Source organism: Bacillus sp. FSL P2-0099 (assembly GCF_038007445.1).
In the GTDB taxonomy this organism is placed as follows: domain Bacteria; phylum Bacillota; class Bacilli; order Bacillales; family Bacillaceae_G; genus Bacillus_A; species Bacillus_A mycoides.
The window spans coordinates 3,822,342-3,845,659 of record NZ_JBBOXE010000001.1; the positions used below are offsets into that span (position 1 = coordinate 3,822,342).

The window sequence follows — 23,318 nt, forward strand, 5'->3', positions numbered from 1 at the left end:
CAACAAAAACTTTTGCAGACTACTTTTAATCGAGCTTCTCTCCCTGGAACACACCTGTCCCATCAAGATAAGTACGCAGCGAAGCATACTGATCATTATGCCAAAACGCTTCTGAATCAACTAGTATCGCTGCATCTTGTCTTGCTGTTTCTAACGCCCGATAATCATGTACCATATCAGCAACCTTAAATTCTGGTAGACCACTTTGCTTACTTCCAAAGAAATCCCCAGGACCTCGTAACTCTAAATCTTTTTCTGACAATACAAATCCATCATTTGTTTCAGTCATAATGCGCATTCTTTCTTTTCCCGTTTCTGATTTCGGGTCCGCAATTAATAAACAATATGATTGTTCACTACCACGCCCAACACGCCCCCTCAGCTGATGGAGCTGTGATAAACCGAAACGTTCCGCGTCATAAATAACCATAACAGTCGCATTTGGTACATTCACGCCTACTTCAACAACTGTTGTCGACACAAGAATTTGCACTTTATTTTCACTAAACTGTCCCATTATCTCTTCTTTTTCTTGAGATGATAGTCTCCCATGCATTAATCCAACTTGGCATTTCCCTTGATAATGATGAGTCAGCATACTATGTAAGTCGATAGCATTTTGTACATCAAGCTTCTCAGACTCTTCAATAAGAGGGCAAATAACATATGCCTGTCTTCCTTTTTTTATCTCTTTCTCCACAAAGCCAAGGACACGATCTAACATATCATGTTTTGCCCAGTACGTTTCGATTACCTTTCTACCAGCTGGCATTTCGTCGATAATAGAAACGTCCATCTCTCCAAATGCAGTGATAGCTAACGTACGCGGGATTGGGGTCGCCGTCATAAACAATACATCTGGGCTTTCACCTTTCTCACGTAAAACCCGGCGCTGCGCCACACCAAATCGATGCTGTTCATCGGTAATAACGAGACCTAACCTATGAAATATAACTTCGTCTTGAATTAAAGCGTGCGTTCCAACAAGGATGTCTACTTCTCCCTGTTCTAAGCTCGACAAAATTTCTCGACGTCTCGCACCTTTAACAGAACTTGTTAGCAATTCAACCTTCATACCGAAATGTGAAAACGTCTCCGCGAGCGACTGATAATGTTGCTCGGCTAAAATTTCTGTAGGAACCATCAAAGCACCTTGATAATGAGCCAATTTCGCCGCATAAAGAGCAATCGCAGCAACAACTGTTTTCCCAGAACCTACATCCCCTTGCAATAATCGATTCATTCGGTACGGAGATATCATATCTTTCATTATTTCATCTACAACCCGGCGTTGTGCACCAGTTAATGGAAACGGAAGCGCATCAGTAAACTCTTGCAATTCTACTAATGAAATTTCCTTTTTCGTCCCTTTCGAGTTTTCCCTTTCCATTTTCCGTAATGTTTGCATTTTCAACTGAAACAAGAAAAACTCCTCATATACAAAACGGCGACGCGCTTGCTTTAAGTCTTCCTGTCCCACTGGAAAATGTAACCCTCTGAGCGCTTCATAGCGTGATAATAATTTATATCGACTTAACAAACCATCTGGTAACACTTCGACTATAGAATCTCCATACTCCTTAAATGCTTGTGCAACAAACCGGCGCATCTGTTTTACTGTCAGTTTTCCTTTCACTGAATATACAGGTTCTACTTCTTGTTGTCGTACAACTGGTCCAAAATTCAGTTCTGATACAGCAATTGTTTGGCGATGCTGATCCCATTTACCAGTAATCGTTACCGTTTCATCTAAATTTAACTTTTGTTTATAGTATGGTCTATTAAAACATACAGCTGTAATTAAATAACGACCGACGAGAACACGAACTGTAAGACGTGACTTCTTCTTTCCATAATATTGCAGTAAAGGAGCACTATGAACTTTCCCCTCAACCGTTACACGCTCGTCATGCTTTACTTCAGCAAGATCTTTCATCGCATAGTCTTCATAGCGGTACGGAAAATGTTCTAATAGATGAGAAACTGTATAAATTCCCATCTCGTGTAACAACTCAGATGTTTCTCCTCCGATTCCCTTTACATCCGTAACAGGAACTTGTACAACTTCATTCAAGATTCTCACGCTCCGTCACATTATTTTCTTTGATTCATTCTATTGATTATCCATTATTATCATTGACATCTGTAATCGCTCTCTTTCACCTTATATATTCTATCATAGGCATTCTAAGAGAAACTACTCTAATCCCTCTATATAAAGTGAAACTATAATCAGTGGGCGCTTACGGGCAGTTAATCTCCCACTTAACTTCTTTGCTCCAGCCGAATATAGGGGAGTGGAAGTTTTACTGCCCACAAATAGCGGGATAAAACAAAGTTGTACAATACGTAAGAAAAGAGCCTCACTATTAGCAGCAAGGCTCTTTTCTATCGTCAATATGCTAGCCTTTTGAATAAAAACTAGTAATAAACTTCATATCACTATTTCTTATCCATTAGCAAGTAAGTAACCCATTTATTTTCAAATCGAATCTTTTCTTATTCTACAGAGAAGATGAAAGAATACACCGGTTGGTTCCCTGCATGTACTTCTACTTCTGCATCTTCAAAGTTCTCTTCTACAAACGCAACTAATTTAGCCACTTCTTCATCTGTTGCATCTTCACCTTGTAGAATCGTTACGATTTCAGAATCCTCATCAATTAGCGCTTCTAGTAATTGCTTTGCAGCTCCTACTTTCTCAGCATTTGTAGATACAATTTTCCCATCTGCAATACACATGAAATCATCTTTTTGAATCGCTACACCGTCAATTTCCGTATCACGAACAGCATACGTAATCTGACCTGTTTTCACATGAGCTAAAGCTTCTTTCATGTTTTCTTCATTCTCTTCTAGCGTTCCAACTGGATTAAATGCTAACATTGCAGCCATACCTTGAGGAACTGTTTTTGAACGAATAACAATAACTTCTTGTTCTACAACTGACGCTGCTTGTTCTGCTGCCATCACGATATTCCCGTTATTTGGTAAGATGATGATTTTTTCAGCATTCGCCTCTTCAATCGCCTTCACAATATCCTCCGTACTCGGATTCATCGTTTGGCCACCTTCGATAACTTTCGTTGCACCAATGCTCTCAAATAGAGTTTTAATACCCGATCCCATAGCTACAGTTACAATACCATACGGTTGTTTCTCTATTGGCTGATTCGTTTGTTCAGGTACCATGCTAGGTTCATCTAATAAAGCAGTATGCTGTTCACGCATATTTTCTACTTTGATCTTAATTAGACTACCGTAACGTTGTCCATAGTTCATAGGATCTCCAGGATGTTCCGCATGAATATGAACCTTTACAACCTCATCATCCGATACAACAAGTAGTGAATCTCCGTACACACTAATATCTTCACGGAATTTTTGTTCAGAGAAATTATGTTCCTTCATTTTTCCAGGCTCTAATTTCACCATGAACTCCGTACAATATCCATACTTAATATCTTCTGTACTCAATTGGCTTTGTACACTACGGTGATGTTCTGCACGTACCATGTCATTCATAGATGGTTGGGCAGGCATATCAGAAGAAATCGTTTCTCCTTTTAAGTCAGCTAAAAATCCTTCATATACAACAACAAGACCTTTACCACCGCTATCTACAACGCCAACTTGTTTTAATACAGGTAATAAATCTGGCGTACGATTTAACGATGCGTTTGCTTCTTTTACAACGTCTTCCATAAACAAAACAAAGTCGCGCTGTTTTTTCGCAACTGTCACTGCATATTTACCCGTTTCTCTTGCAACCGTTAAAATCGTTCCTTCAATTGGTTTCATAACCGCTTTGTAAGCTGCCTCTACTCCAGCTTCTAAAGCTGCAGCAAAATCAACTGTCGTTAATTCTTCTTTTTGTTCAATGGATTTAGAGAAACCACGGAATAACTGAGATAAAATAACCCCAGAGTTACCACGAGCTCCCATTAATAATCCTTTGGCTAAACTTACACCGACTTTACCAGCATGCTGCGAAGGATTTGCTTTCACTTCACGTGCGCCTGAAGTCATTGATAAGTTCATGTTTGTACCGGTATCGCCATCTGGAACTGGGAATACGTTTAATGCATCAACAAGCTGAACATTATTTGTTAAATTATTGGCTCCTTGAATGATCATTTGTGATAAACGTTTTCCATCAATTTTTTGAATTGACACAGATTTTCCTCCTTAATGCACATTACAAGTTTATTACTTTAACTCCTTGTACGTAGATGTTTACAGAATCTACTGCTAGTCCTACAGTTTGATCTAATGTATATTTCACTTTAGTCTGCACGTTATGTGCTACTTCTGAAATTTTCGTACCATAGCTCACAATAATATACATATCAATATGTACTTCATCTTCATTTTTACGAACAATAACGCCTCTAGTGAAGTTTTCTTTTCGTAAAATTTCTGTTAATCCATCTTTTAACTGATTTTTTGATGCCATACCTACGATACCGTAGCAATCTACTGCGGCACCTCCAGCAATTGTTGCAATTACATCTGTACTAATATCAATTTGACCGTACTTCGTTTTAATTTCAATTGACATCTCGTTTCCCCCTTCATAAATGGTGAAAGTGAGCTAGACTACTTTAGTTACTATCATATAATCTTTTTAAAGAAAATTCCATCGTTCTTTCTTTTTCACTCTCATATTTTATGTTTTAAATTACATTTTTTTATGATGAGCAAAATAGTCCATTGTTATTATACAACATGTACCACTATAATATGTCAAGCAATTTTTCTTGATTTCACCTTTTCTTCATTGACATATAGTGTCAAGTATTTTTTCTTGATTTCTTTTTCCTACGGTGTTGCATTCTCTTTTTAGTTGTGTTAAATTATAGTAGTGTTTTTAGCATCGCATAAAAGACTAATATTGAAAAATTACGTATGTTACGGTAGTTAAGGGAGGGAAATATAAATGGCTCGTGTTTGTGCTATCACTGGAAGAAAAGCTCGTTCTGGTAACTCTCGTTCTCACGCAATGAACGCTACAAAACGTAAATGGGGCGCTAACCTTCAAAAAGTTCGCGTACGCATCGACGGAAAAGTTCAACGTGTTTACGTTTCTGCTAGAGCATTAAAATCTGGCAAAATCGAACGTGTTTAATAATAAAAAAAAGAGCCGCTAGGCTCTTTTTTTATTATACCATTGGAAAAAGCACCGGTAATAGGTGCTTTTTTTAGTCTTTTTTGAAGGTATTTAACATCGCACGAACAATTCCACCAAGAAATTTAGGTAACTTAATTGTATAAAATCTCATGGTTTCCCTCCTAATCCCCATTACTCCACTTGTTCACTATATGATGCAAGGAGCAAAATTGTTTCTTCAATCAGTGCTTCTTATCATCATTAATATGCCAGAAGTGAATGAAAAAGTACCTTTTTCCTCAACGAGTTCATTACTAATACAAAGTGTCGATCCCCACTCTATTGTTTTATTAGTAAGGGGATACTTAAAACCGTGAAGTGTAATACCTTCTACCCTTTCAGTAACTGGTACAAATGATACGTATGGAAAATGTTCGTTTCCTTCAATTATATACATACCAAACTTTTTCACCATTATTTCATTTTTATTGTCCACAATACACATTTCTATATTTACTTCTAATCCCTTTAAAAGCATCTGAATATTTGCTAAACCATGATCAAGTCTTCCACCAGTAGCACCAAAAATACGAATTAATTTTGGCTTCTGTTCTAAAGCCCAGCTAATTGCAATTTCTAAATCTGTTTGATCTTTTTCTCGCGGGACGATATGTAATTCATTTGTTTGTTGCCTCATCCATGCTAATTCCTCATCAGTAACTGAATCATAATCCCCAAACGCAACAGCCGGAGTGATTCCTCTTTTCAACAAACGGTACACTCCTCTATCAACGGCCGCCCAAACTACTTCTTCATTTTCATACCGCGAAAAATCTGCGCAGTATTCTGCAGGTCCTCCCGCTAAAATATGAATAATCATTTTTCCTTCCCCTTCTATTGTAAAAAGGCAATCTGCCATTCGGTAGATTGCCTTTCTCCTTATTTGCCACTCTAACATGTATAAATAGTGAAGTCTTAATGAACTAGAAGCTTCACTAGGATAAAGGTTCGTTCATTCTTTATCCGCGAATTACACGAATTGCTTCACCGCGGTCTTTTTGATTGTATACTGCTGATCCCGCTACAAGAACATTCGCTCCTGCTTCAATACAAAGTCTTGCCGTTTCAGCGTTGACACCACCATCAACTTCAATTTCCACTTCTAGATTTCGCTCTTTAACCATTTCTGCAACTTGTTTGATTTTCGGTAATACAGAATGAATAAACTTCTGCCCGCCAAATCCAGGATTTACTGTCATAAGTAATACCATGTCTATATCTTCTAATACATGCTCAATCGTTGAAACTGGAGTATGCGGATTTAATACAACCCCTGCTTTAATGTCATGAGATTTAATTAACTGAATTGTACGATGTAAATGAGGACACGCTTCTACATGAACAGTAATAATATCCGCTCCCGCTTTTGCGAAAGTTGGGATATAGTTATCAGGATTTTCAATCATTAAATGTACATCTAACGGTAATGATGTAATCGGACGGATTGCTTCTACAATTAATGGTCCAATCGTAATATTTGGTACGAAATGCCCATCCATTACATCGACGTGAATGTAGTCAGCTCCGCCTTTTTCTACATCTTTAATCTCTTCCCCTAATCTTGAAAAATCTGCTGATAAAATCGATGGTGCAATTTTAATCATGACTAATACCTCGGCTTTCTCTCTCTAATTTCTTCTACGAATTGTTTGTAATTCTTATAACGATATTCGGTAATCTTTCCTTCTTCAACCGCAGCTTTCACCGCACATTTCGGTTCAGCAAGGTGTGTACACCCTCTAAATTTACAGTATTGGCTCGCTTCTTTCAACTCTGGAAAACAATATGTAAGATCTTCTACCTCTATATCTATGAAATCAAGCGAACTAAAACCAGGTGTATCCGCAACAAGTCCGCTTCCAACTGTAATTAATTCTACGTGTCTTGTCGTATGCTTTCCACGTCCTAAATGTGAAGAAATATCATTAGTTTTCAATTCTAAATCTGGACGTAATACGTTTAGCATTGAAGATTTCCCAACACCAGATTGGCCTGCAACGACGGAAATACAACCTTCTAAGAATGGTTTCAGAATATCAATACTTTCCGATGTATTTATAGAAGTAAACAACACATCATAACCCATTTCACGATAATCATTTGCATAAGATTCAACAGTTTCTCTCATTTTTTCATCTACTAAATCCATCTTACTAATACAAATAATTGGTTTAATGTTATGATATTCAATTAATACTAAAAATCGATCTAACAGTCCTGGATTAAAATCTGGTTCTACCGCAGAGAAAACAAGAATAGCTTGATCAACATTAGCAATAGGAGGTCTAACAAGTTCATTTTTCCGATCAAATACTTCTAACACATAACCTTCATTCGGATTATCCGCTTGAAAAACAACTTGGTCTCCTACAAGTGGCGTAATTTTATTCTTTCTAAATACACCACGCCCACGACATTGTGTAATCCCTTCCTCATTCTGCACATAATAAAACCCACTTAGAGCTTTTACAATTTTTCCTTCTGGCATATAATTCTCCTTTATTTTGTATAAAATGAAACTGCAATTAAATATGAATAGACTAGCGTTCTTTAAACAATTAGTTCAAAGCCCACCAAATATATATCCAGGTTCATATATTTAATCTACCATCAAATTTGAAATATTATTTACAACAGTATCACTTTTACAGCTTTTTGAATCATATATTTTTGCCTGTTATACAGTCCACGATGTAGACAGCATAACAGGCAAGAGTAATAAATTCCATCTTCTATATAAGGACGATGGAATTCACTATTATTGAGCTGGATATGGTACTTCCTTGTCCATAATCGTTACTCCATCTCGGACAATTTTATAGTGTCCCTTTGCACCTTCTTGAATTACAAATTCTAAAGAAATAATCGCTGACTCAGTAATTGTTCTCGTTTCAACTGGTTTATCCATTTTTTGCTGCATATCTTCTTTATAAATTTCTATTGTTTGCGGCTTTTTCTCACCTGTTGCAGAAGCTTCATATGGGATAGAAATGTTATCCACTTTTACCGTTTTCGTCACTTTAGGCTTCGGACCATCGGAGATAACAATCGATACTTTATCTCCTTCTTTTAAAGGTGTCCCAGGCTTTGGTAACTGTGAAATAACAAGACCTTTATCAACCTTATCTGAATACTCTCTTTGTATATCAGAAACAAGCTTTCTTTCATTTAAATAACCTTTTACACTATTTTCAGTCCATCCTGAAAAATCACCTGGTCTTATTTGATAAGGTCCTTTACTTACCCAAATTTTCAGCTCTTGTTCTGTCTCTATAACCATTTGATCAGGCGTTGGTATTTGCTCTACAATTTCACCTTTCGGCTTATCATTTTCAATATAATTTATTGTAACTTGTTTATATTCTTCTTCTAACTCAGCTCTTATACTCTCGAAATCTTTTCCTGTCAAATCACGCATCTTACTTTTCTTTTTCCCACCTGATTGATAGATAGTAATTTTAGAGTTTTCTTTCACTACTCTTCCTGCTATAGGATCTGTTTTTATCACGTTTCCGGCTTCAACATCATCTGTATATACAAGATTAGGTTCAGTAACTTCAAAACCTTTTTCAACTAACGTATTTACAGCTGTCGTATATTTCATACCAGCCACATCAGGAACCTTCACATCTTTCGGAATAAAGAAGCCTGGAATAACAGTAAGTGCTAATGTTATCCCTATCGCTAAAAGTAAAAATGTTGTAATTAAAACTTTCAGCCATTTATTATTTCGCTTTTTCTTCTTACCTGATTTGGTCTCTTCTTTTCTTACTTGTTCATCCACTTTACTTCCTTTTAATACAATCGTTTCATCACTTACATTTTGAAATAGTTGTTCTTGTTGAATAATTGGAATCGCTTTCGTTGCTTCCATATCTTCTGGTATGTAAAATGGTTGTTCATTTATTCGTTCTGGGTATAGTGCTGTTTCAATATCTCGTTTCATCGCGTTAGCAGATTGATATCGATGGAACGGATCTTTCGCAGTTGCCTTTAATATAATATTTTCAACACTTTGTGGAATATTTTCATTCCATCTTTTTGGAGATGGCATTTCATTTTGTAAATGTTTTAACGCAATTGCAACAGCAGATTCACCAGAAAACGGTTGTCTTCCTGTTAACAATTCAAACATAACAATCCCAAGTGAATAAATATCTGATTGTTTATTCGCTATACCGCCGCGCGCTTGTTCTGGTGATAAATAATGCACCGAACCGAGCACCGAATTTGTATGTGTAATCGTTGCTGCACTTGTAGCTGTCGCAATTCCAAAGTCTGTTACTTTGACCACTCCGTCATCTCGAATCAAAATATTGTGCGGTTTAATATCACGATGTACAATCTCAAAATGATGGGCGTGTGCCATAGCGGACGTTAACTGCTCCATTATATCAAGAGCCTCTCCTATCGGTAACATCCCTCGATCAATTATGTATTGCTTCAATGTTCGTCCAGGTACATATTCCATTACAAGATAATATATATCATCCTCTTCCCCAACATCATACATATTCACAATATTTGGATGCGACAACGTTGTAACAGATTGCGCTTCTCGATGGAAACGTTTAATAAACTCTTCATTATTTGAATAGTCGAGTCTTAATATTTTTACCGCTACATCTCGGCCGAGTATATCATCATGAGCTAAATATACATTGGCCATTCCTCCACCGCCAATCATTTTCAGCAGCTTATAACGGTCATTTAAGCGTTTTCCAATCAGCACGTTGCACTTCACCTACTTTCGTTTGTCGAATCCGTATAATCAATAATAACGAGGGTAATATTATCTTCTCCACCACGATCATTTGCTAATTGAATGAGATGCTCTCCCTTCGCCTCGAGCTGTTCATTCAATTGTAAAATTTGTTGCATATCAGCAATAGAAACTTTGTTAGACAATCCATCCGAGCAAAGAAGTAATTGATCATCTTCTTCAAGTACCAATGTTTTAACATCTAATCCAACTGTTTCTTCATTTCCTAATGCTCTTAACAAAACATTCTTTTTCGGGTGATATTCTGCATCTTCCTTTGAAATTTCGCCATGTCTTACAAGTTCATTTACAAGCGAATGATCTTCCGTTACAAGCGTCATTTTCCCCTCTGATACCATATAACAACGACTATCTCCTATATGACCTATCGTCACAAAATTCGATGTACAAATGGCTATTATAAGTGTTGTTCCCATGCCATTACATTCTGCATGCTGCTGAGAGTAAGCATATATGCGCTCATTAATAATTCCAACGTTAGTATGTAACCACTTTTCTACCTTTTTAGGCTCATTCATATTATGCGTTTGCTTCCAATAATCATGGAATAATTGAATAGCCATCGAGCTAGCTACATCGCCAGCTCGATGACCTCCCATTCCATCTGCTACTACCGCTAAAATATTTCCATCTAAATTGCGAAAAACTCCTGCACTATCTTCATTATGTTGACGAACTTTTCCTTTATCCGATAGAAACACGGCTTTCATCTAGTCACCTCGTCTCTTCTTTGCGCTCCTTTGCACGCAACTGACCGCAGGCTGCATCAATATCATGACCTTGTTCACGGCGAATGGTTACATTCACTCCACGATCTTTTAGCGTCTTTTCAAATAAGAAAATTTGCTCTCGTGGCGTACGTACATAATCACGTTCTGGCACGTAGTTTACCGGAATTAAGTTTACATGACATTTTACACCTTTTAAGAGCGCAGCAAGTTCTTCAGCGTGCTCAACTTGGTCATTTTCTCCTCCAAATAAGCCATATTCAAATGTAATACGACGCCCTGTTCTATTTACATAGTATTTAACAGCTTCCATTAAATCAGGTAGCTTATAAGCACGGTTGATCGGCATTAATTTTGAACGTATCTCTGTATTTGCAGCATGCAATGAAATCGCAAAATTAATTTGCATATCTTCTTCAGCGAACTTATAAATTTTTGGAACAATTCCACTTGTTGAAACTGTCATATGTCTTGCACCGATATGAATTCCTTTTTCATGATTTACAATGCGTAAGAATGACATTAAGTTATCATAATTATCAAATGGCTCTCCAATTCCCATAACAACAAGAGAACTTACACGTTCTTCTGTTTCATCAAGCGCACGCTGAACTTCTACTACTTGCGCTACAATTTCTCCAGCCTCTAAGTTTCGTTTTAACCCACCAAGTGTAGAAGCACAGAACGTACAGCCAATGCGGCAACCCACCTGTGTTGTTACACAAATGGAATTTCCATATTCATGTCGCATTAGTACAGTTTCAATAGAGTATCCATCGTATAACTGGAATAGGAATTTAATCGTTCCATCCGAAGACGTTTGTTTTACTAAAGTGTTTAAAGTAGTAATATCAAAGGAATTCGACAATTTATCGCGCAATCCTTTAGCAAGGTTTGACATATCCTCATAATTTTTTACACGTTTTTTATATAGCCAATCAAAAATTTGTCCTGCACGGAACTTAGGTTCTCCTTGTTCCTTTAACCAATCTTGCATTTCATGAAGTTGTAAAGAATAAATTGATGGTTTCTTTGTTTCTAGATTTTTCTTTTGTTTTTTTACAGTCGTTTCCATGATGCTACACCTTCTTTCTTAAACAAGCAATATAAAAGCCATCTGTTGCAAAATAATGCGGTAAAATTCGTACTTGACCTTCATCAATATACGGATTTAACTTTTCTGGCATGCGATCTTTTATCGTAGTATCCCATTCAAATTCAGGATGCTCTTGTAAAAATTGCTTTATTACTTGTTCATTTTCTATTTTTTCAATTGTGCACGTACTATAAACAAGGCGACCACCTTGTTTTAACAATGGTGCTATTTTTTCTAGTATCGCAAGTTGAATCGTTGATAACCTTTCACTATCGCCCTTATCTTTACCTAACTTAATATCAGGTTTACGTCTAATAACACCAAATCCAGAACATGGTGCATCTACTAATATTTTGTCAAAAGATTCATTTGCAAAATGCTCTTGAACTTTTCTAGCATCTAAAGCCATCGTTTCTACATTTTCTAAACCAAGTCTCTTCGCCTGTTGTTCAATTAAACGTACTTTATGTGCGTGTAAATCAAGCGACATTACCTTACCAGTTCCGTCCAAACGCTCTGCAATATGAGTTGTTTTTCCGCCAGGAGCAGCACAACTATCTAGAACTGTATCTCCTTTATTCGGTTCTAAAGCACGTGCTACAAGCATTGAGCTTTCATCTTGAATAGAAAGGAAACCTTTTTTGAACGCTTCTGTATGTGCGACATTACCTCTTTCAATTTGAATTGCATCCTCTGACAATTCGCCACGTTTTGCTTCTATACCCTCATCAGCTAATAACGCAACCGCTTCTTCTACCGTTACTTTATCAACATTTACACGTGCTGTTGGTACAGGTGGCAACATATTTACTTCACACATTTTCTCTGCTGTCTCTAAACCATATTCGGATGCCCATTCTTGTACAAGCCACATTGGATGACTCGTTGCAATCGCAAGACGTTCTACTGGATTTTCGATTTCTTCTAACGAAGGTACACCTTCTCGCTGAATTGAACGCAATACTCCGTTCACCATGCCTGAAATCCCTTTATGCCCACGACGCTTTGCAATCTCAACTGCTTCATGAATAGCCGCTCTTTCTGGAACTCGGTCTAAATATAGCATTTGATATAGAGATAGGCGAAGCAACACTCTTACCCACGCTTCAACCTTTTTTCTTAAAAATGGTTGTAAATAATAATCCAGTGTGTCACGACGTTGAATTGTTCCATATACCATTTCAGTTAATAAACCAATATCTTTTCTGTCAATTGTATTTTTTTCAATCAAATTATTTAAAAGTAAGTTGCTATATGCACCACTTTTTTCTACTTGAATTAAGCCATCAAGAGCTAACTCACGAACATTTTGTCTCATGCATTTTCTCCTAACTTCGTACCAATTTCAGGTTTTGTTCCACGTAAAAATTGTGAACAACTCATACGCTTTTTACCAGATGGTTGCAATTCAGTGATTTTAACGCCTGTCTCGTTCCCTGTTGCAACAACAAATCCATCTTCTTCAAGAACTACTATTGTACCTGGTTCAGCTTTCTCTGTAATAGAGACCTTCTCTCCCCACCATACTTTAATAACTTGTCCTGCCAAAGTCGTATAAGCAACTGGCCATGGATTCAATCCGCGAATGTGATTGTATACTTCTTCACCTGTTTTTGTCCAATCAATTATCTCTTGCTCACGTTTTATATTATATGCAAACGTCACTTCAGCTTCACTTTGTTTAATTGGTTCTAGTTTACCCTGAATTAGTAAAGGAACCGTTTTAGATAAAAGGTGTGCTCCTGCTTCGCTTAACTTATCAAATAATGAACCTGTTGTTTCACGCTCTTCAATTTCTACTTCTACTTGCGTTAATATATCGCCCGCATCTAATTTTTCTACCATATACATAATTGTAATACCAGTTTTCTCTTTACCTTCCATGATCGCATAATGAATTGGTGCACCACCGCGAAGTTCTGGAAGTAATGATGCGTGGACATTAATACATCCATACTTTGGCGCTTCTAAAATTTCATTCGGTACGATTTGTCCAAATGCTGCTGTTACAATTAAGTCTGGCTCTAGTGCTAATACTTTTTCATATTCGTCTTTTTCACGAATTTTTAACGGCTGTACTACTGGAATACCATGTTTCTCCGCTTCTACTTTAACAGGAGTAGGTGTTAAAACCTTTTTTCTACCAACTGGACGATCAGGTTGCGTTACAACACCAACTACGTCATATCCGTCCTCGATAAGACGACGAAGCACCGGCACAGAAAAGTCCGGTGTCCCCATAAATACTACTTTCATCATTCAAAAACCGCTCCTTTTAAACCTATTCTAATTCGCCTGCTTCATAATACCTTTTCACTTTAGATGTAAATAAAACACCGTGTAAATGATCGATTTCATGCTGAATTGCACGCGCTAAGAAGTCATCCGCTTCTAATAAAAATATTTTACCGCGACGATTTTGTGCACGTACTTTAATGTAATCTGCACGCTCCACTTCACCATAAAGTCCCGGAAAGCTTAAGCAGCCTTCGGGACCTACTTGTTCACCACGTTTTTCTAAAATAACAGGATTAATTAATTCAATTTTACCCGTATCATCACCTATATCAACAACAGCAACTTGTAAGCTTACACCCACTTGTGGCGCAGCTAGACCAACTCCGTCTGCAATTAACATTGTTTCATGCATATCTTTTAACAATTTCACTAACTTTTTATCAAAGTTAATTACTCTTTCGCATGGTGTTTCTAACACTTCATTTGGATGCTTTACAATTTCTAAAACTGCCATATTTCCCTCCGCTACATTAACATTGTTGGATTAAAATCAATTGAGATTTGTAGCTCTTTTTGCATTTCTGCTTGATAATGTTCATTTACCATTTTGAGCACGTTCTTTAAGTTTGGTTCCCGTTTGTATTTTATCATGCATTGGTAACGATATCTATCTTTTATCCTTGGAATTGCTGAAGCAACCGGCCCTAACACCATTGTTTGCCTTGAACAATGCGTTCGTAAATGACCGACAATTTTTTCCGTCACTTGGACTGCCTTTAATAACTCCGGATGAGATACAGTTACAAGTACAACGTAGTAATATGGCGGATATTGTCTCATTTGCCTCATTTGCATTTCGTGCTCATAAAATACATCATATTGTTGATTCTTTGCTAATTCTACACTGTAATGTTCCGGCGTATACGTTTGAATTACAACTTCACCTGGCAATTCATGTCTTCCTGCACGTCCACTCACTTGTGTCAATAGCTGATACGTCTTTTCACTCGCCCGAAAATCAGGTAGATGAAGCATCGTATCCGCCGTTAAAACGCCAACAAGCGTCACCTTCGGAAAATCAAGCCCTTTTGCAATCATTTGTGTTCCAAGTAATATATCTGCTTTCTCTTCACCAAACGCCTTTAATAATTTTTCATGCATTCCTTTACGGCTTGTTGTATCCACATCCATTCGAATGACCCGCGCCTCAGGGAATAGTTTTGTGATTTCTTCTTCAACCTTTTGCGTCCCTGTACCAAAGAAACGAATATACGTACTATTACAAGCAGGACACTCCGTTGGCATATTTTCCTCATGACTACAATAATGACACTTTAAACGATGGTTCATTTTGTGATATGTCAACGAAATATCACAATGCGGACATTGTACGACATACCCACAATCACGACACATCACAAACGTAGAATGACCCCTTCTATTTAAAAAGAGAACCATTTGTTCTTTCTTTTCTAATCGATCTGCTATTTTTTCATGCAGTGCCTTTGAAAACATTGAGCGATTTCCATCACGAAGCTCTTCACGCATATCAACAATTTTTACAGTCGGCAAAGCTTGTTTGTTCATACGTTTTTCCATTGTAAGCAACCCATAGACACCTTTTTTCGCTCTAGCAAACGATTCAAGTGTCGGCGTTGCACTTCCGAGAACGATTGGACACTTATGGTATTGTCCTCTCCACACTGCTACATCTCTTGCATGATACTTTGGGTTATCCTCTTGCTTATAACTTGATTCATGCTCTTCATCAATAATAATGATTCCTAAATTTTCGAATGGAGCAAAAATAGCTGAACGCGCACCAACTACAACTTTCACTTCTTTTCTTAATATCTTTCGCCATTCATCATATTTCTCGCCAACAGAAAGCGCACTGTGAAGAACTGCAACTTGCGAACCGAACCTACCTTTAAAGCGATCTACCATCTGGGGCGTTAGCGCAATTTCAGGAACAAGCACAATTGCTTCTTTTCCTTTCTCGAGCACCGCTGCTATAGATTGTAAATACACTTCAGTCTTACCACTTCCTGTAACACCATATAGTAAAAATGGATTGTAAGTTTCATTTGTAATTGATGACAAAATCGGTGTAATTACTTGTTTTTGTTCCTCAGTAAGCGGAAATGGTTTCGTTTGTTCAAAATCATCATCGTCATACGGACTCCGGTATACCTCTACATATTTTTCTGAGATTAGACCCTTTTTAACAAGTGCTTTTATTGGAGCATCTGTTATTTGTAATTCTTCTGTTAAATTTTTTAACGGTACACTTTTGTAGTTTTCTACAAAATAATAGAGTACATCTTGTTGTTTTTTACTTTTCAGTTCAAATGCTGCTAATTCCAATTTATCTGCCGGCAACTCCGGTTGAACTACTCTTTGTTTCTTCTTCTGCACTTTATCCTTTACTTGATAAACCACTTCAGTCGTACCATTTTTAATTTCTTGTTGAATAGTGCGATATAGGTGCGGCTGTGCTTCGATAACTTCCCAATCTATCGTTTCCTTCCCTTGAAATAAAGAAAGAATTTCTGGTGCTACTTCTTCTCGGTTACGAAGTTGCAGACGCTTTTTATATGTTGCTTTAATCGCCGTCGGAAGCATCACCTGAAAAGCTGAAATCATATAACATAACGTTTCACTTGTAAGCCAATACCCAAGTTTTAATAATTCATCATTTAAAACCGGAGTGACATCTAATATTTCATACAACGCTTTTAACTTTTTACTTTCTAGTTCAACCGAATCCTTTATGCCAATAATAAAACCTTGCAATTTCCTCGGACCGAATGGGACTACTACACGCATTCCTGTTTGCACGATATCTTCCCATTTTTTAGGGATAATATAATCAAACGGTCGATCTGTTTGACGTGCAGGTACATCAACAATTACACTTGCAAACTTCATACATAATCATCTTCTAACATCATTTCTATTTGCTTTAATATTTCACGAGCCACTTCTTTCTTCGTTAAAAGTGGCAGCTCAATGATTTCTCCATCTTTTCTATACATTGTCACAATATTTGTATCCGTACCAAACCCAGCTCCTTGCGCTTTCACGTCATTCGCAACAATCATATTTGCATTTTTCTCACGTAATTTTCTCGTTGCGTATTCCTCTATGTTTGTCGTTTCAGCTGCGAAACCGATAAGTAACTGTCGGTCCTTCTTCTCACCTAACGTTTTTAAAATATCCACTGTTCTTTCTAATTCAATTACAGCATCGCCATTTTTCTTTTTCATTTTATTATCATGAACATATTTCGGACGGTAATCTGCAACGGCTGCTGTTTTGATGACAACATCCACACTCTGATAATGCTGAAGGACTGCCTCTAACATATCTTGTGCAGATTCTACTTGTATTGTTGTGACATGTAATGGTGACTCTAATGCTGTCGGTCCTGACACAAGTACGACATCAGCACCTAAGCTTGCTGCAACTTCTGCAATCGCATACCCCATCTTTCCAGAAGAAAAATTCGTCATAAAACGGACTGGGTCAATCTTTTCACGTGTCGGGCCAGCCGTTATTAATATTCGCTTTCCTTGCAATGGTTTTTGTTCTGAGAAAACCTCTTCTAACCTTCCAATAATCACTTCAGGTTCTTCCAGTCTTCCCTTAGCTACATAACCACATGCTAAAAAGCCTTCGCCAGGCTCAATAAATGTATATCCTAACGCTTTTAACGTCATCATATTTTTTTGAACAATTTTATTTTCATACATATGCACATTCATAGCAGGCGCAATCCAAACTGGAGCTGTAGTAGCCAACAAAGTAGTTGTAATCATATCATCCGCAATACCATTCGCTAACTTCCCAATGCAATTCGCTGTAGCAGGTGCCACAAGTACAACATCTGCCCAATCCGCTAAATCAATGTGAGCGATAACTGCTGAGTCTTTTTCATCAAACGTATCCGTATATACATCGTGGCGAGAAAGCGCTTGAAATGTAAGAGGTGTAACAAACTTCATTGCCGATTCACTCATCATTACTTTTACAGTAGCACCCGCTTGTGTCAATTTACTCGTTAACGCAGCTGCCTTAAAAACTGCAATGCCTCCTGTTACACATAGAAGTATCTTTTTCCCTTTTAGCATATGACTCGTCCTCTTTCTTTTTCAAACTTATTCTACTGAAATAGAATTTTCAGCTCGTCAGTACCAATATGTTGTTCCACCTTTTTACGATTATTTCTTCCCTATCATAAAAAAATAACAACCTACTTGTAAATAGGTTGTTACCGTTACATAGAAAATTATAAAGTCTATGTTTTAATTTGTCGAAAAGAATGTCTTAATCAATTATTGTGTCATCGCTTGGTACATATTTTAATACTTCTGCATCGATTTCTTCTAATGATTTACCTACACATTTATGAGAAACAGGCTTTTCAATAACACAATTGTCAGCAATTTGCATTTCACGTGCACGCTTTGCAGCTACTGTTACAAGTGTATATTTAGAATCGATTTTTGTTAATAATGAGTCAATTGATGGATTTAACATAATTATAGACCCTCCGTCATTTCTTTATAGTATTTTGCCACTCTTTCGCGGCGGCAATGTTCACCAACCACAATTGCTTTAATTCGGTCGCAAGCTAATTCAACTTGATCGTTTTCTACAACATAGTCATAAGCGTCCATCATTTCGATTTCTTCTTTCGCTACAGTTAAACGATTTTCAATAACATCTTCAGTTTCTGTACCACGGCCGACAATTCGGTTCTTTAGTTCAGATAAACTTGGAGGTGCTAAGAAAATAAATACACCTGCTGGGAAGGCTTTCTTAACTTGAATTGCTCCTTGCACTTCAATTTCTAAGAACACATCTTTTCCTTCTTGTAACGTTTTTTCAACATAATCAATCGGTGTTCCGTAATAATTACCAACGAACTCAGCCCATTCAAGTAACTTTTCATTACGAATCATTTCTTCAAATTCTTCTCTCTCTTTAAAGAAATAATCCACACCATCTACTTCACCTTCACGCGGTTTACGTGTCGTTACTGAAATAGAGTACTGAAAACGTGTGTCTTCATGGCTAAACAGCTCTTTTCGAACCGTTCCTTTCCCGACACCAGAAGGTCCCGAAAGAACGATGAGCAATCCTCTTCTACTTCTCATAAATATGTAAAACCTACCCTTCCTCACTTAAATCTTCTTTATTATTCAAACGATGTGCAATCGTCTCTGGCTGAATTGGACTTAATACTACATGCCCATCATCCATAACAATAACCGCCCTTGTTTTTCTCCCATACGTAGCGTCAAGCAAAGCATTATGTTCACGTGCTTCCTGTACTGTCCGTTTAATAGGAGCTGACTCCGGACTTACAATAGCAATAATTCGATGAGCAGATACAATATTTCCGTATCCAATATTTAAAAACCGCATGGCCATAGTTTGCGCCTCCTAGTAAGTCTATCCGATTTCTCCACCACGTATAACTTTATATATTTTTTGAAAGCTACTCAATATTTTGTACTTGTTCACGAATTTTTTCAAGGTTATTTTTCATTTCTACGACATATTTTGAAATTGTTAAGTCATTTGCCTTAGAACCTATCGTATTAACTTCCCTATGCATCTCTTGCACGATGAAGTCCATTTTCCTTCCAACAGGCTCTGTAATTTGCAGTGCTTCACGAAATTGATCTAAATGACTTTGTAATCGAACTAATTCTTCGTGAATATCTGAACGCTCTGCAAATATTGCTACTTCTGTCAACAATCGTTGTTCATCTAAATCTTGGTTATGTAATTCTTTTAAGCGATTTTCTAATCGTTCACGATATTTTTGTGTAACAATTGGTGCATGTGGAATAATTGCATTTACACAATTATGAATCTCTTGCAAACGATATGCTATATCTTTATGTAATCGTTCTCCTTCGCCATCTCTCATCGTTTTCAACATATGAGCAGCTTGGCGAACAGCTTCATATAAACCGGTTTCAAATTGTTCATTTACATTTTCTATTTCTTCAACTGCCGTTACTTCTGGCATTCCCATTAGTTGCCCGAGTGTAATAGAATCTTGTAATTGAAATTTCCCTTTTATATCTTCCATAATGGATTGGTACTGCTTGAGAAGTTCCCAATTCACAGTTAATTTTCTTTCAACAAGCCCTTCGCCTGTTATACTAATAGACACTTCAATACGTCCACGGCGAACTTGCTTTGCAATTATTTTACGAATCTTGTCTTCAAACGCCATCATTTGCTTCGGAAGCCGAATACTCATTTCTAAAAAACGATGGTTCACCGACTTCATTTCTACTGTTATTTGAAAAGTATCGTTTTCTACCTTCGATCTTCCAAATCCTGTCATACTACAAATCATCTTTATCACATCCAAGCCATGAAATAACTCAATGAAAAAGGCAATAGAGACAAGGCTCTACTACCTTCTGTAAATTATATCATATTTTCATATCATTGACTATTTCAAGTTTAATCCCTTCTTATATAACAGCGGCTTTTTCTTTTTCCCCTTTTTTCTTGTTAATAAGGATCCTACTAATAAGAAGGTCGGAATAGATGATAATCCTCCAATTAACAACCAATCTCGTGCTTGTATCGGCATTGTGCTAAAAATCGGCTGTAATGGTGGATAATATATAACTACAAGCATTAACAGTAAAGAAATAATAACCGCCCCTACTAAATATATATTTCCAAACGGGTTGCGGTGAAATATAGAATGTTCACTACGACAATCAAATACATGAATAAGCTGAGCCAGTACTAATGTTGCGAAGGCTACCGTTTGTGCATACTTCAATTCATTCGGATGCTGGTTAAATGCAATAATAAACGCTACTAATGTCACTGCTCCGATTAAAAAACCACGACTTATAATTTTCCACGCAAGCCCTCTAGCGAACACCCCTTCTTTCGGATGGCGTGGTGTTCTCTTCATCACATCTCCTTCAGCCTTATCCAAACCTAATGCCATCGCTGGTAAACCGTCAGTAACTAAGTTCACCCATAAAATTTGAATTGGAACCATCGGCAATGGCAGTGCAAGTAACATCGCAAATAGCATAACTAAAATTTCACCAACGTTAGATGCTAACAAATACCGAATAAACTTCCGAATATTTTCATATATGTTTCTACCTTCTTTAATCGCCGATTTAATCGTAGCAAAGTTATCATCTAACAACACAAGTGAAGAAGCTTCTTTTGCAACATCTGTCCCTGTAATTCCCATCGCAATCCCTATATCAGCTGTTTTAATAGCTGGAGCATCGTTCACTCCATCACCTGTCATAGCTACTATATGTCCCTTATTTTGCAGTGCCTTAACGATTTTCAATTTATGCTCAGGAGACACACGAGCGAATACATACGTATCTTCTACAATATCTTCTAATGCCTCTACATCCATATTCGCAAGTTCTACACCTTCAACAACGCGTCCACCCGCCGGTAAAACCCCTAGCTGTTCCGCAATTGCCATTGCCGTCACTTTATGATCTCCCGTAATCATTACCGTTCTAATACCAGCTTCCTTACACTCTTTCACCGCTTGCGCCACTTCTAGTCTTGGCGGATCTATCATTCCTTGTATTCCAACAAGCATAAAATCCTGCTCGACTTCTCTTTCATGTTCAATTGAATCTGTAGCTTTTAACGGTTTAAATGCCACTGCAATCGTTCGTAAAGCTTGACTTCCTAAACTATGAATCGCTGCCTGCACTTCTTTTCGATACATTTCACTTAAAGGCTGCTGCTTATTTCCCCACAAAATTGTTTGACTCATCTGCAAAAGAACATCTGGTGCTCCTTTTGTAATAACAAATTTTTTACCTTCACGATCACGAACGATAACGCTCATCATTTTTCTAGTTGAATCAAAAGGAAATTCACGAATGACTTCAAACTTTCCTTTAAGAGCTTCACGTGATATTCCCGCCTTCATTGCAGCAGCAACGAGAGCTCCCTCTGTTGGATCTCCATCTAACACATACGTCTTTTTCTTTTGAATAACATTCGCATTATTACATAAACAGCCAAATGTAAGTAGTTGATACAGTGATTTCGTCTTAGTAGGGTCAATTACTTCTTCACCTTTCATAAACGAACCTGTTGGCTCATAGCCTTGACCTGTTACTTTCCACAATTCTCCGCCTGACCACATATGTGTTACCATCATTTTATTTTGTGTCATTGTTCCTGTTTTATCTGAGCAAATAACAGAAGCACAGCCTAACGTTTCTACAGCTGGCAACTTTCGCACAATTGCCCTCTTTTTAATCATACGCTGTACACCAAGTGATAGCGCAACCGTAACGATAGCTGGCAATCCTTCTGGAATAGCTGCAACAGCAAGCGAAACCCCAGCCAAAAACATGTGATACACTTCATTCCCTTGATATACACCAGCTAGTACAACAAGAGCCGTCAAAATAAGAGCAACAATAATTAAAATTTTTCCAAGCTGTTCTAATCTTCTTTGTAATGGCGTTTCCATCTGCTCAGCATTTTGCAACATATTTGCAATTTGCCCCATAGCTGTATTCATTCCAGTTGCTACGACTACCCCTGTTCCAGCACCTCTCGTTATCATCGTCCCCATAAATGCCATGTTTTTTTGATCACCAATTGAAACATCTTGACCTTGTAACGCATCTACCTTCTTTTGTACAGGCAATGACTCTCCTGTAAGAGCCGATTCTTCAATATATAAACTTGAAGATTCCACAAGGCGAACATCCGCGCCAATACGGTCACCACTAGAAAATTTAATAATATCACCCAGTACAAGCGCTTTTGACGGCGCTTTTATCCACTTCCCATTTCTTAGTACAGTAACTTGAGGAGCTGCCAATTCTTTTAAAGCTTCCAACGATTTTTCAGCTTTCCTCTCTTGGAAGAAACCGAGGACACCATTAATAATAACAATTGCAACAATTGCAATCGAATCAATATACTCTCCTAAAAAAGCTGAAATAATTGTAGCACCAAATAAAACAAGTACCATAAAATCTTTAAATTGCGCTAAAAACACCATAAGCGCAGAAGGCCGCTTTGCTTCTTGCAATTCATTTGTGCCAAATTTCTTTAATCGGCCCTCTGCTTCTTGCTCTGTAAGACCTACCTCCACATTCGTATTCGTTCTTTCCTCCACTTCATGTGCTCGCATTTCATACCAGTTCATCCTGCCATCGACCTCCTGATTCCAGACATACTCTAATGAAAGCTTATTCAGCCTCGTCCAAAAAAATGCTATAATTAACTTTTAGTTAGAAAGGAGTG

General features: G+C 37.4%; 21 protein-coding genes. 1 reads left to right on the top strand and 20 read right to left on the bottom strand.

What is annotated here, in order from left to right:
- Positions 1-25: 25 nt before the first annotated feature.
- The 3 genes from recG to MKY90_RS19620 form a co-directional block, all read right to left on the bottom strand.
- Positions 26-2,074 (bottom strand): ATP-dependent DNA helicase RecG, encoded by a 2,049-nt coding sequence (gene recG / locus MKY90_RS19610; RefSeq protein ID WP_063219174.1) that lies wholly within the window; start codon positions 2,072-2,074, stop codon positions 26-28.
- A gap of 425 nt (positions 2,075-2,499) precedes the next feature.
- The gene (locus tag MKY90_RS19615; protein WP_002014508.1) at positions 2,500-4,176 is read right to left on the bottom strand and encodes a DAK2 domain-containing protein; all 1,677 of its coding nucleotides are present in this window, start codon (positions 4,174-4,176) and stop codon (positions 2,500-2,502) included.
- Positions 4,177-4,198: 22 nt separating this feature from the next.
- A complete protein-coding gene (locus tag MKY90_RS19620; protein ID WP_002014507.1) occupies positions 4,199-4,561 on the bottom strand; it encodes an Asp23/Gls24 family envelope stress response protein in 363 nt (120 codons plus the stop codon).
- Between the two features lie 378 nt (positions 4,562-4,939).
- Between MKY90_RS19620 and rpmB the strand changes: the two genes are divergently transcribed.
- The gene (gene rpmB / locus MKY90_RS19625) at positions 4,940-5,128 is read left to right on the top strand and encodes a 50S ribosomal protein L28 (RefSeq protein WP_000124776.1); all 189 of its coding nucleotides are present in this window, start codon (positions 4,940-4,942) and stop codon (positions 5,126-5,128) included.
- A gap of 73 nt (positions 5,129-5,201) precedes the next feature.
- Here rpmB and spoVM read toward each other — a convergent pair whose 3' ends face one another.
- The 17 genes from spoVM to MKY90_RS19710 all read right to left on the bottom strand — a co-directional run bounded on the left by spoVM (position 5,202) and on the right by MKY90_RS19710 (position 23,220).
- Entirely contained in the window at positions 5,202-5,282 is an 81-nt protein-coding gene (gene spoVM / locus MKY90_RS19630; protein ID WP_001213599.1) for a stage V sporulation protein SpoVM, read from the bottom strand.
- A gap of 66 nt (positions 5,283-5,348) precedes the next feature.
- Positions 5,349-6,029, bottom strand: coding sequence for a thiamine diphosphokinase (locus tag MKY90_RS19635; RefSeq protein ID WP_002014506.1), 681 nt, complete (start codon positions 6,027-6,029; stop codon positions 5,349-5,351).
- 100 nt (positions 6,030-6,129) lie between these two features.
- Positions 6,130-6,774, bottom strand: a complete 645-nt coding sequence (rpe, locus tag MKY90_RS19640; RefSeq protein ID WP_002014505.1) for a ribulose-phosphate 3-epimerase — start codon at positions 6,772-6,774, stop codon at positions 6,130-6,132.
- 2 nt (positions 6,775-6,776) lie between these two features.
- A complete protein-coding gene (rsgA, locus tag MKY90_RS19645) occupies positions 6,777-7,658 on the bottom strand; it encodes a ribosome small subunit-dependent GTPase A (RefSeq protein ID WP_002014503.1) in 882 nt (293 codons plus the stop codon).
- A gap of 270 nt (positions 7,659-7,928) precedes the next feature.
- The gene (gene pknB, locus MKY90_RS19650) at positions 7,929-9,902 is read right to left on the bottom strand and encodes a Stk1 family PASTA domain-containing Ser/Thr kinase (RefSeq protein ID WP_078184343.1); all 1,974 of its coding nucleotides are present in this window, start codon (positions 9,900-9,902) and stop codon (positions 7,929-7,931) included.
- A gap of 8 nt (positions 9,903-9,910) precedes the next feature.
- Positions 9,911-10,663, bottom strand: a complete 753-nt coding sequence (locus tag MKY90_RS19655) for a Stp1/IreP family PP2C-type Ser/Thr phosphatase (RefSeq protein ID WP_002066780.1) — start codon at positions 10,661-10,663, stop codon at positions 9,911-9,913.
- A 4-nt stretch (positions 10,664-10,667) separates the two neighbouring features.
- A complete protein-coding gene (rlmN, locus tag MKY90_RS19660; RefSeq protein ID WP_002014500.1) occupies positions 10,668-11,756 on the bottom strand; it encodes a 23S rRNA (adenine(2503)-C(2))-methyltransferase RlmN in 1,089 nt (362 codons plus the stop codon).
- Between the two features lie 4 nt (positions 11,757-11,760).
- Positions 11,761-13,095, bottom strand: a complete 1,335-nt coding sequence (gene rsmB / locus MKY90_RS19665) for a 16S rRNA (cytosine(967)-C(5))-methyltransferase RsmB (protein WP_002128834.1) — start codon at positions 13,093-13,095, stop codon at positions 11,761-11,763.
- Entirely contained in the window at positions 13,092-14,036 is a 945-nt protein-coding gene (gene fmt, locus MKY90_RS19670) for a methionyl-tRNA formyltransferase (RefSeq protein ID WP_151305211.1), read from the bottom strand. The genes rsmB and fmt overlap by 4 nt, the downstream gene beginning before the upstream one ends.
- A 22-nt stretch (positions 14,037-14,058) precedes the next feature.
- Positions 14,059-14,529: a peptide deformylase gene (gene def / locus MKY90_RS19675; RefSeq protein WP_002014496.1), complete on the bottom strand. Its 471-nt coding sequence runs from the start codon at positions 14,527-14,529 to the stop codon at positions 14,059-14,061.
- Positions 14,530-14,540: 11 nt separating this feature from the next.
- Positions 14,541-16,946, bottom strand: coding sequence for a primosomal protein N' (gene priA / locus MKY90_RS19680; protein ID WP_341092388.1), 2,406 nt, complete (start codon positions 16,944-16,946; stop codon positions 14,541-14,543).
- Entirely contained in the window at positions 16,943-18,148 is a 1,206-nt protein-coding gene (coaBC, locus tag MKY90_RS19685) for a bifunctional phosphopantothenoylcysteine decarboxylase/phosphopantothenate--cysteine ligase CoaBC (RefSeq protein ID WP_063219170.1), read from the bottom strand. Before coaBC ends, priA begins: the two co-directional genes overlap by 4 nt.
- Positions 18,149-18,344: 196 nt before the next feature.
- Complete coding sequence (rpoZ, locus tag MKY90_RS19690) at positions 18,345-18,557, bottom strand: DNA-directed RNA polymerase subunit omega (RefSeq protein WP_016100710.1); 213 nt, start codon at positions 18,555-18,557, stop codon at positions 18,345-18,347.
- Between the two features lie 2 nt (positions 18,558-18,559).
- Positions 18,560-19,177, bottom strand: coding sequence for a guanylate kinase (gmk, locus tag MKY90_RS19695; protein ID WP_002014492.1), 618 nt, complete (start codon positions 19,175-19,177; stop codon positions 18,560-18,562).
- Positions 19,178-19,190: 13 nt separating this feature from the next.
- The gene (gene remA, locus MKY90_RS19700) at positions 19,191-19,454 is read right to left on the bottom strand and encodes an extracellular matrix/biofilm regulator RemA (protein WP_001251456.1); all 264 of its coding nucleotides are present in this window, start codon (positions 19,452-19,454) and stop codon (positions 19,191-19,193) included.
- A gap of 67 nt (positions 19,455-19,521) precedes the next feature.
- Positions 19,522-20,397 carry a YicC/YloC family endoribonuclease gene (locus MKY90_RS19705; RefSeq protein ID WP_002088227.1) on the bottom strand — a complete coding sequence of 292 codons (876 nt, stop codon included), beginning with the start codon at positions 20,395-20,397 and terminating at the stop codon, positions 19,522-19,524.
- 99 nt (positions 20,398-20,496) lie between these two features.
- Positions 20,497-23,220, bottom strand: coding sequence for a calcium-translocating P-type ATPase, SERCA-type (locus tag MKY90_RS19710; RefSeq protein WP_002014490.1), 2,724 nt, complete (start codon positions 23,218-23,220; stop codon positions 20,497-20,499).
- Positions 23,221-23,318 lie beyond the last annotated feature (98 nt).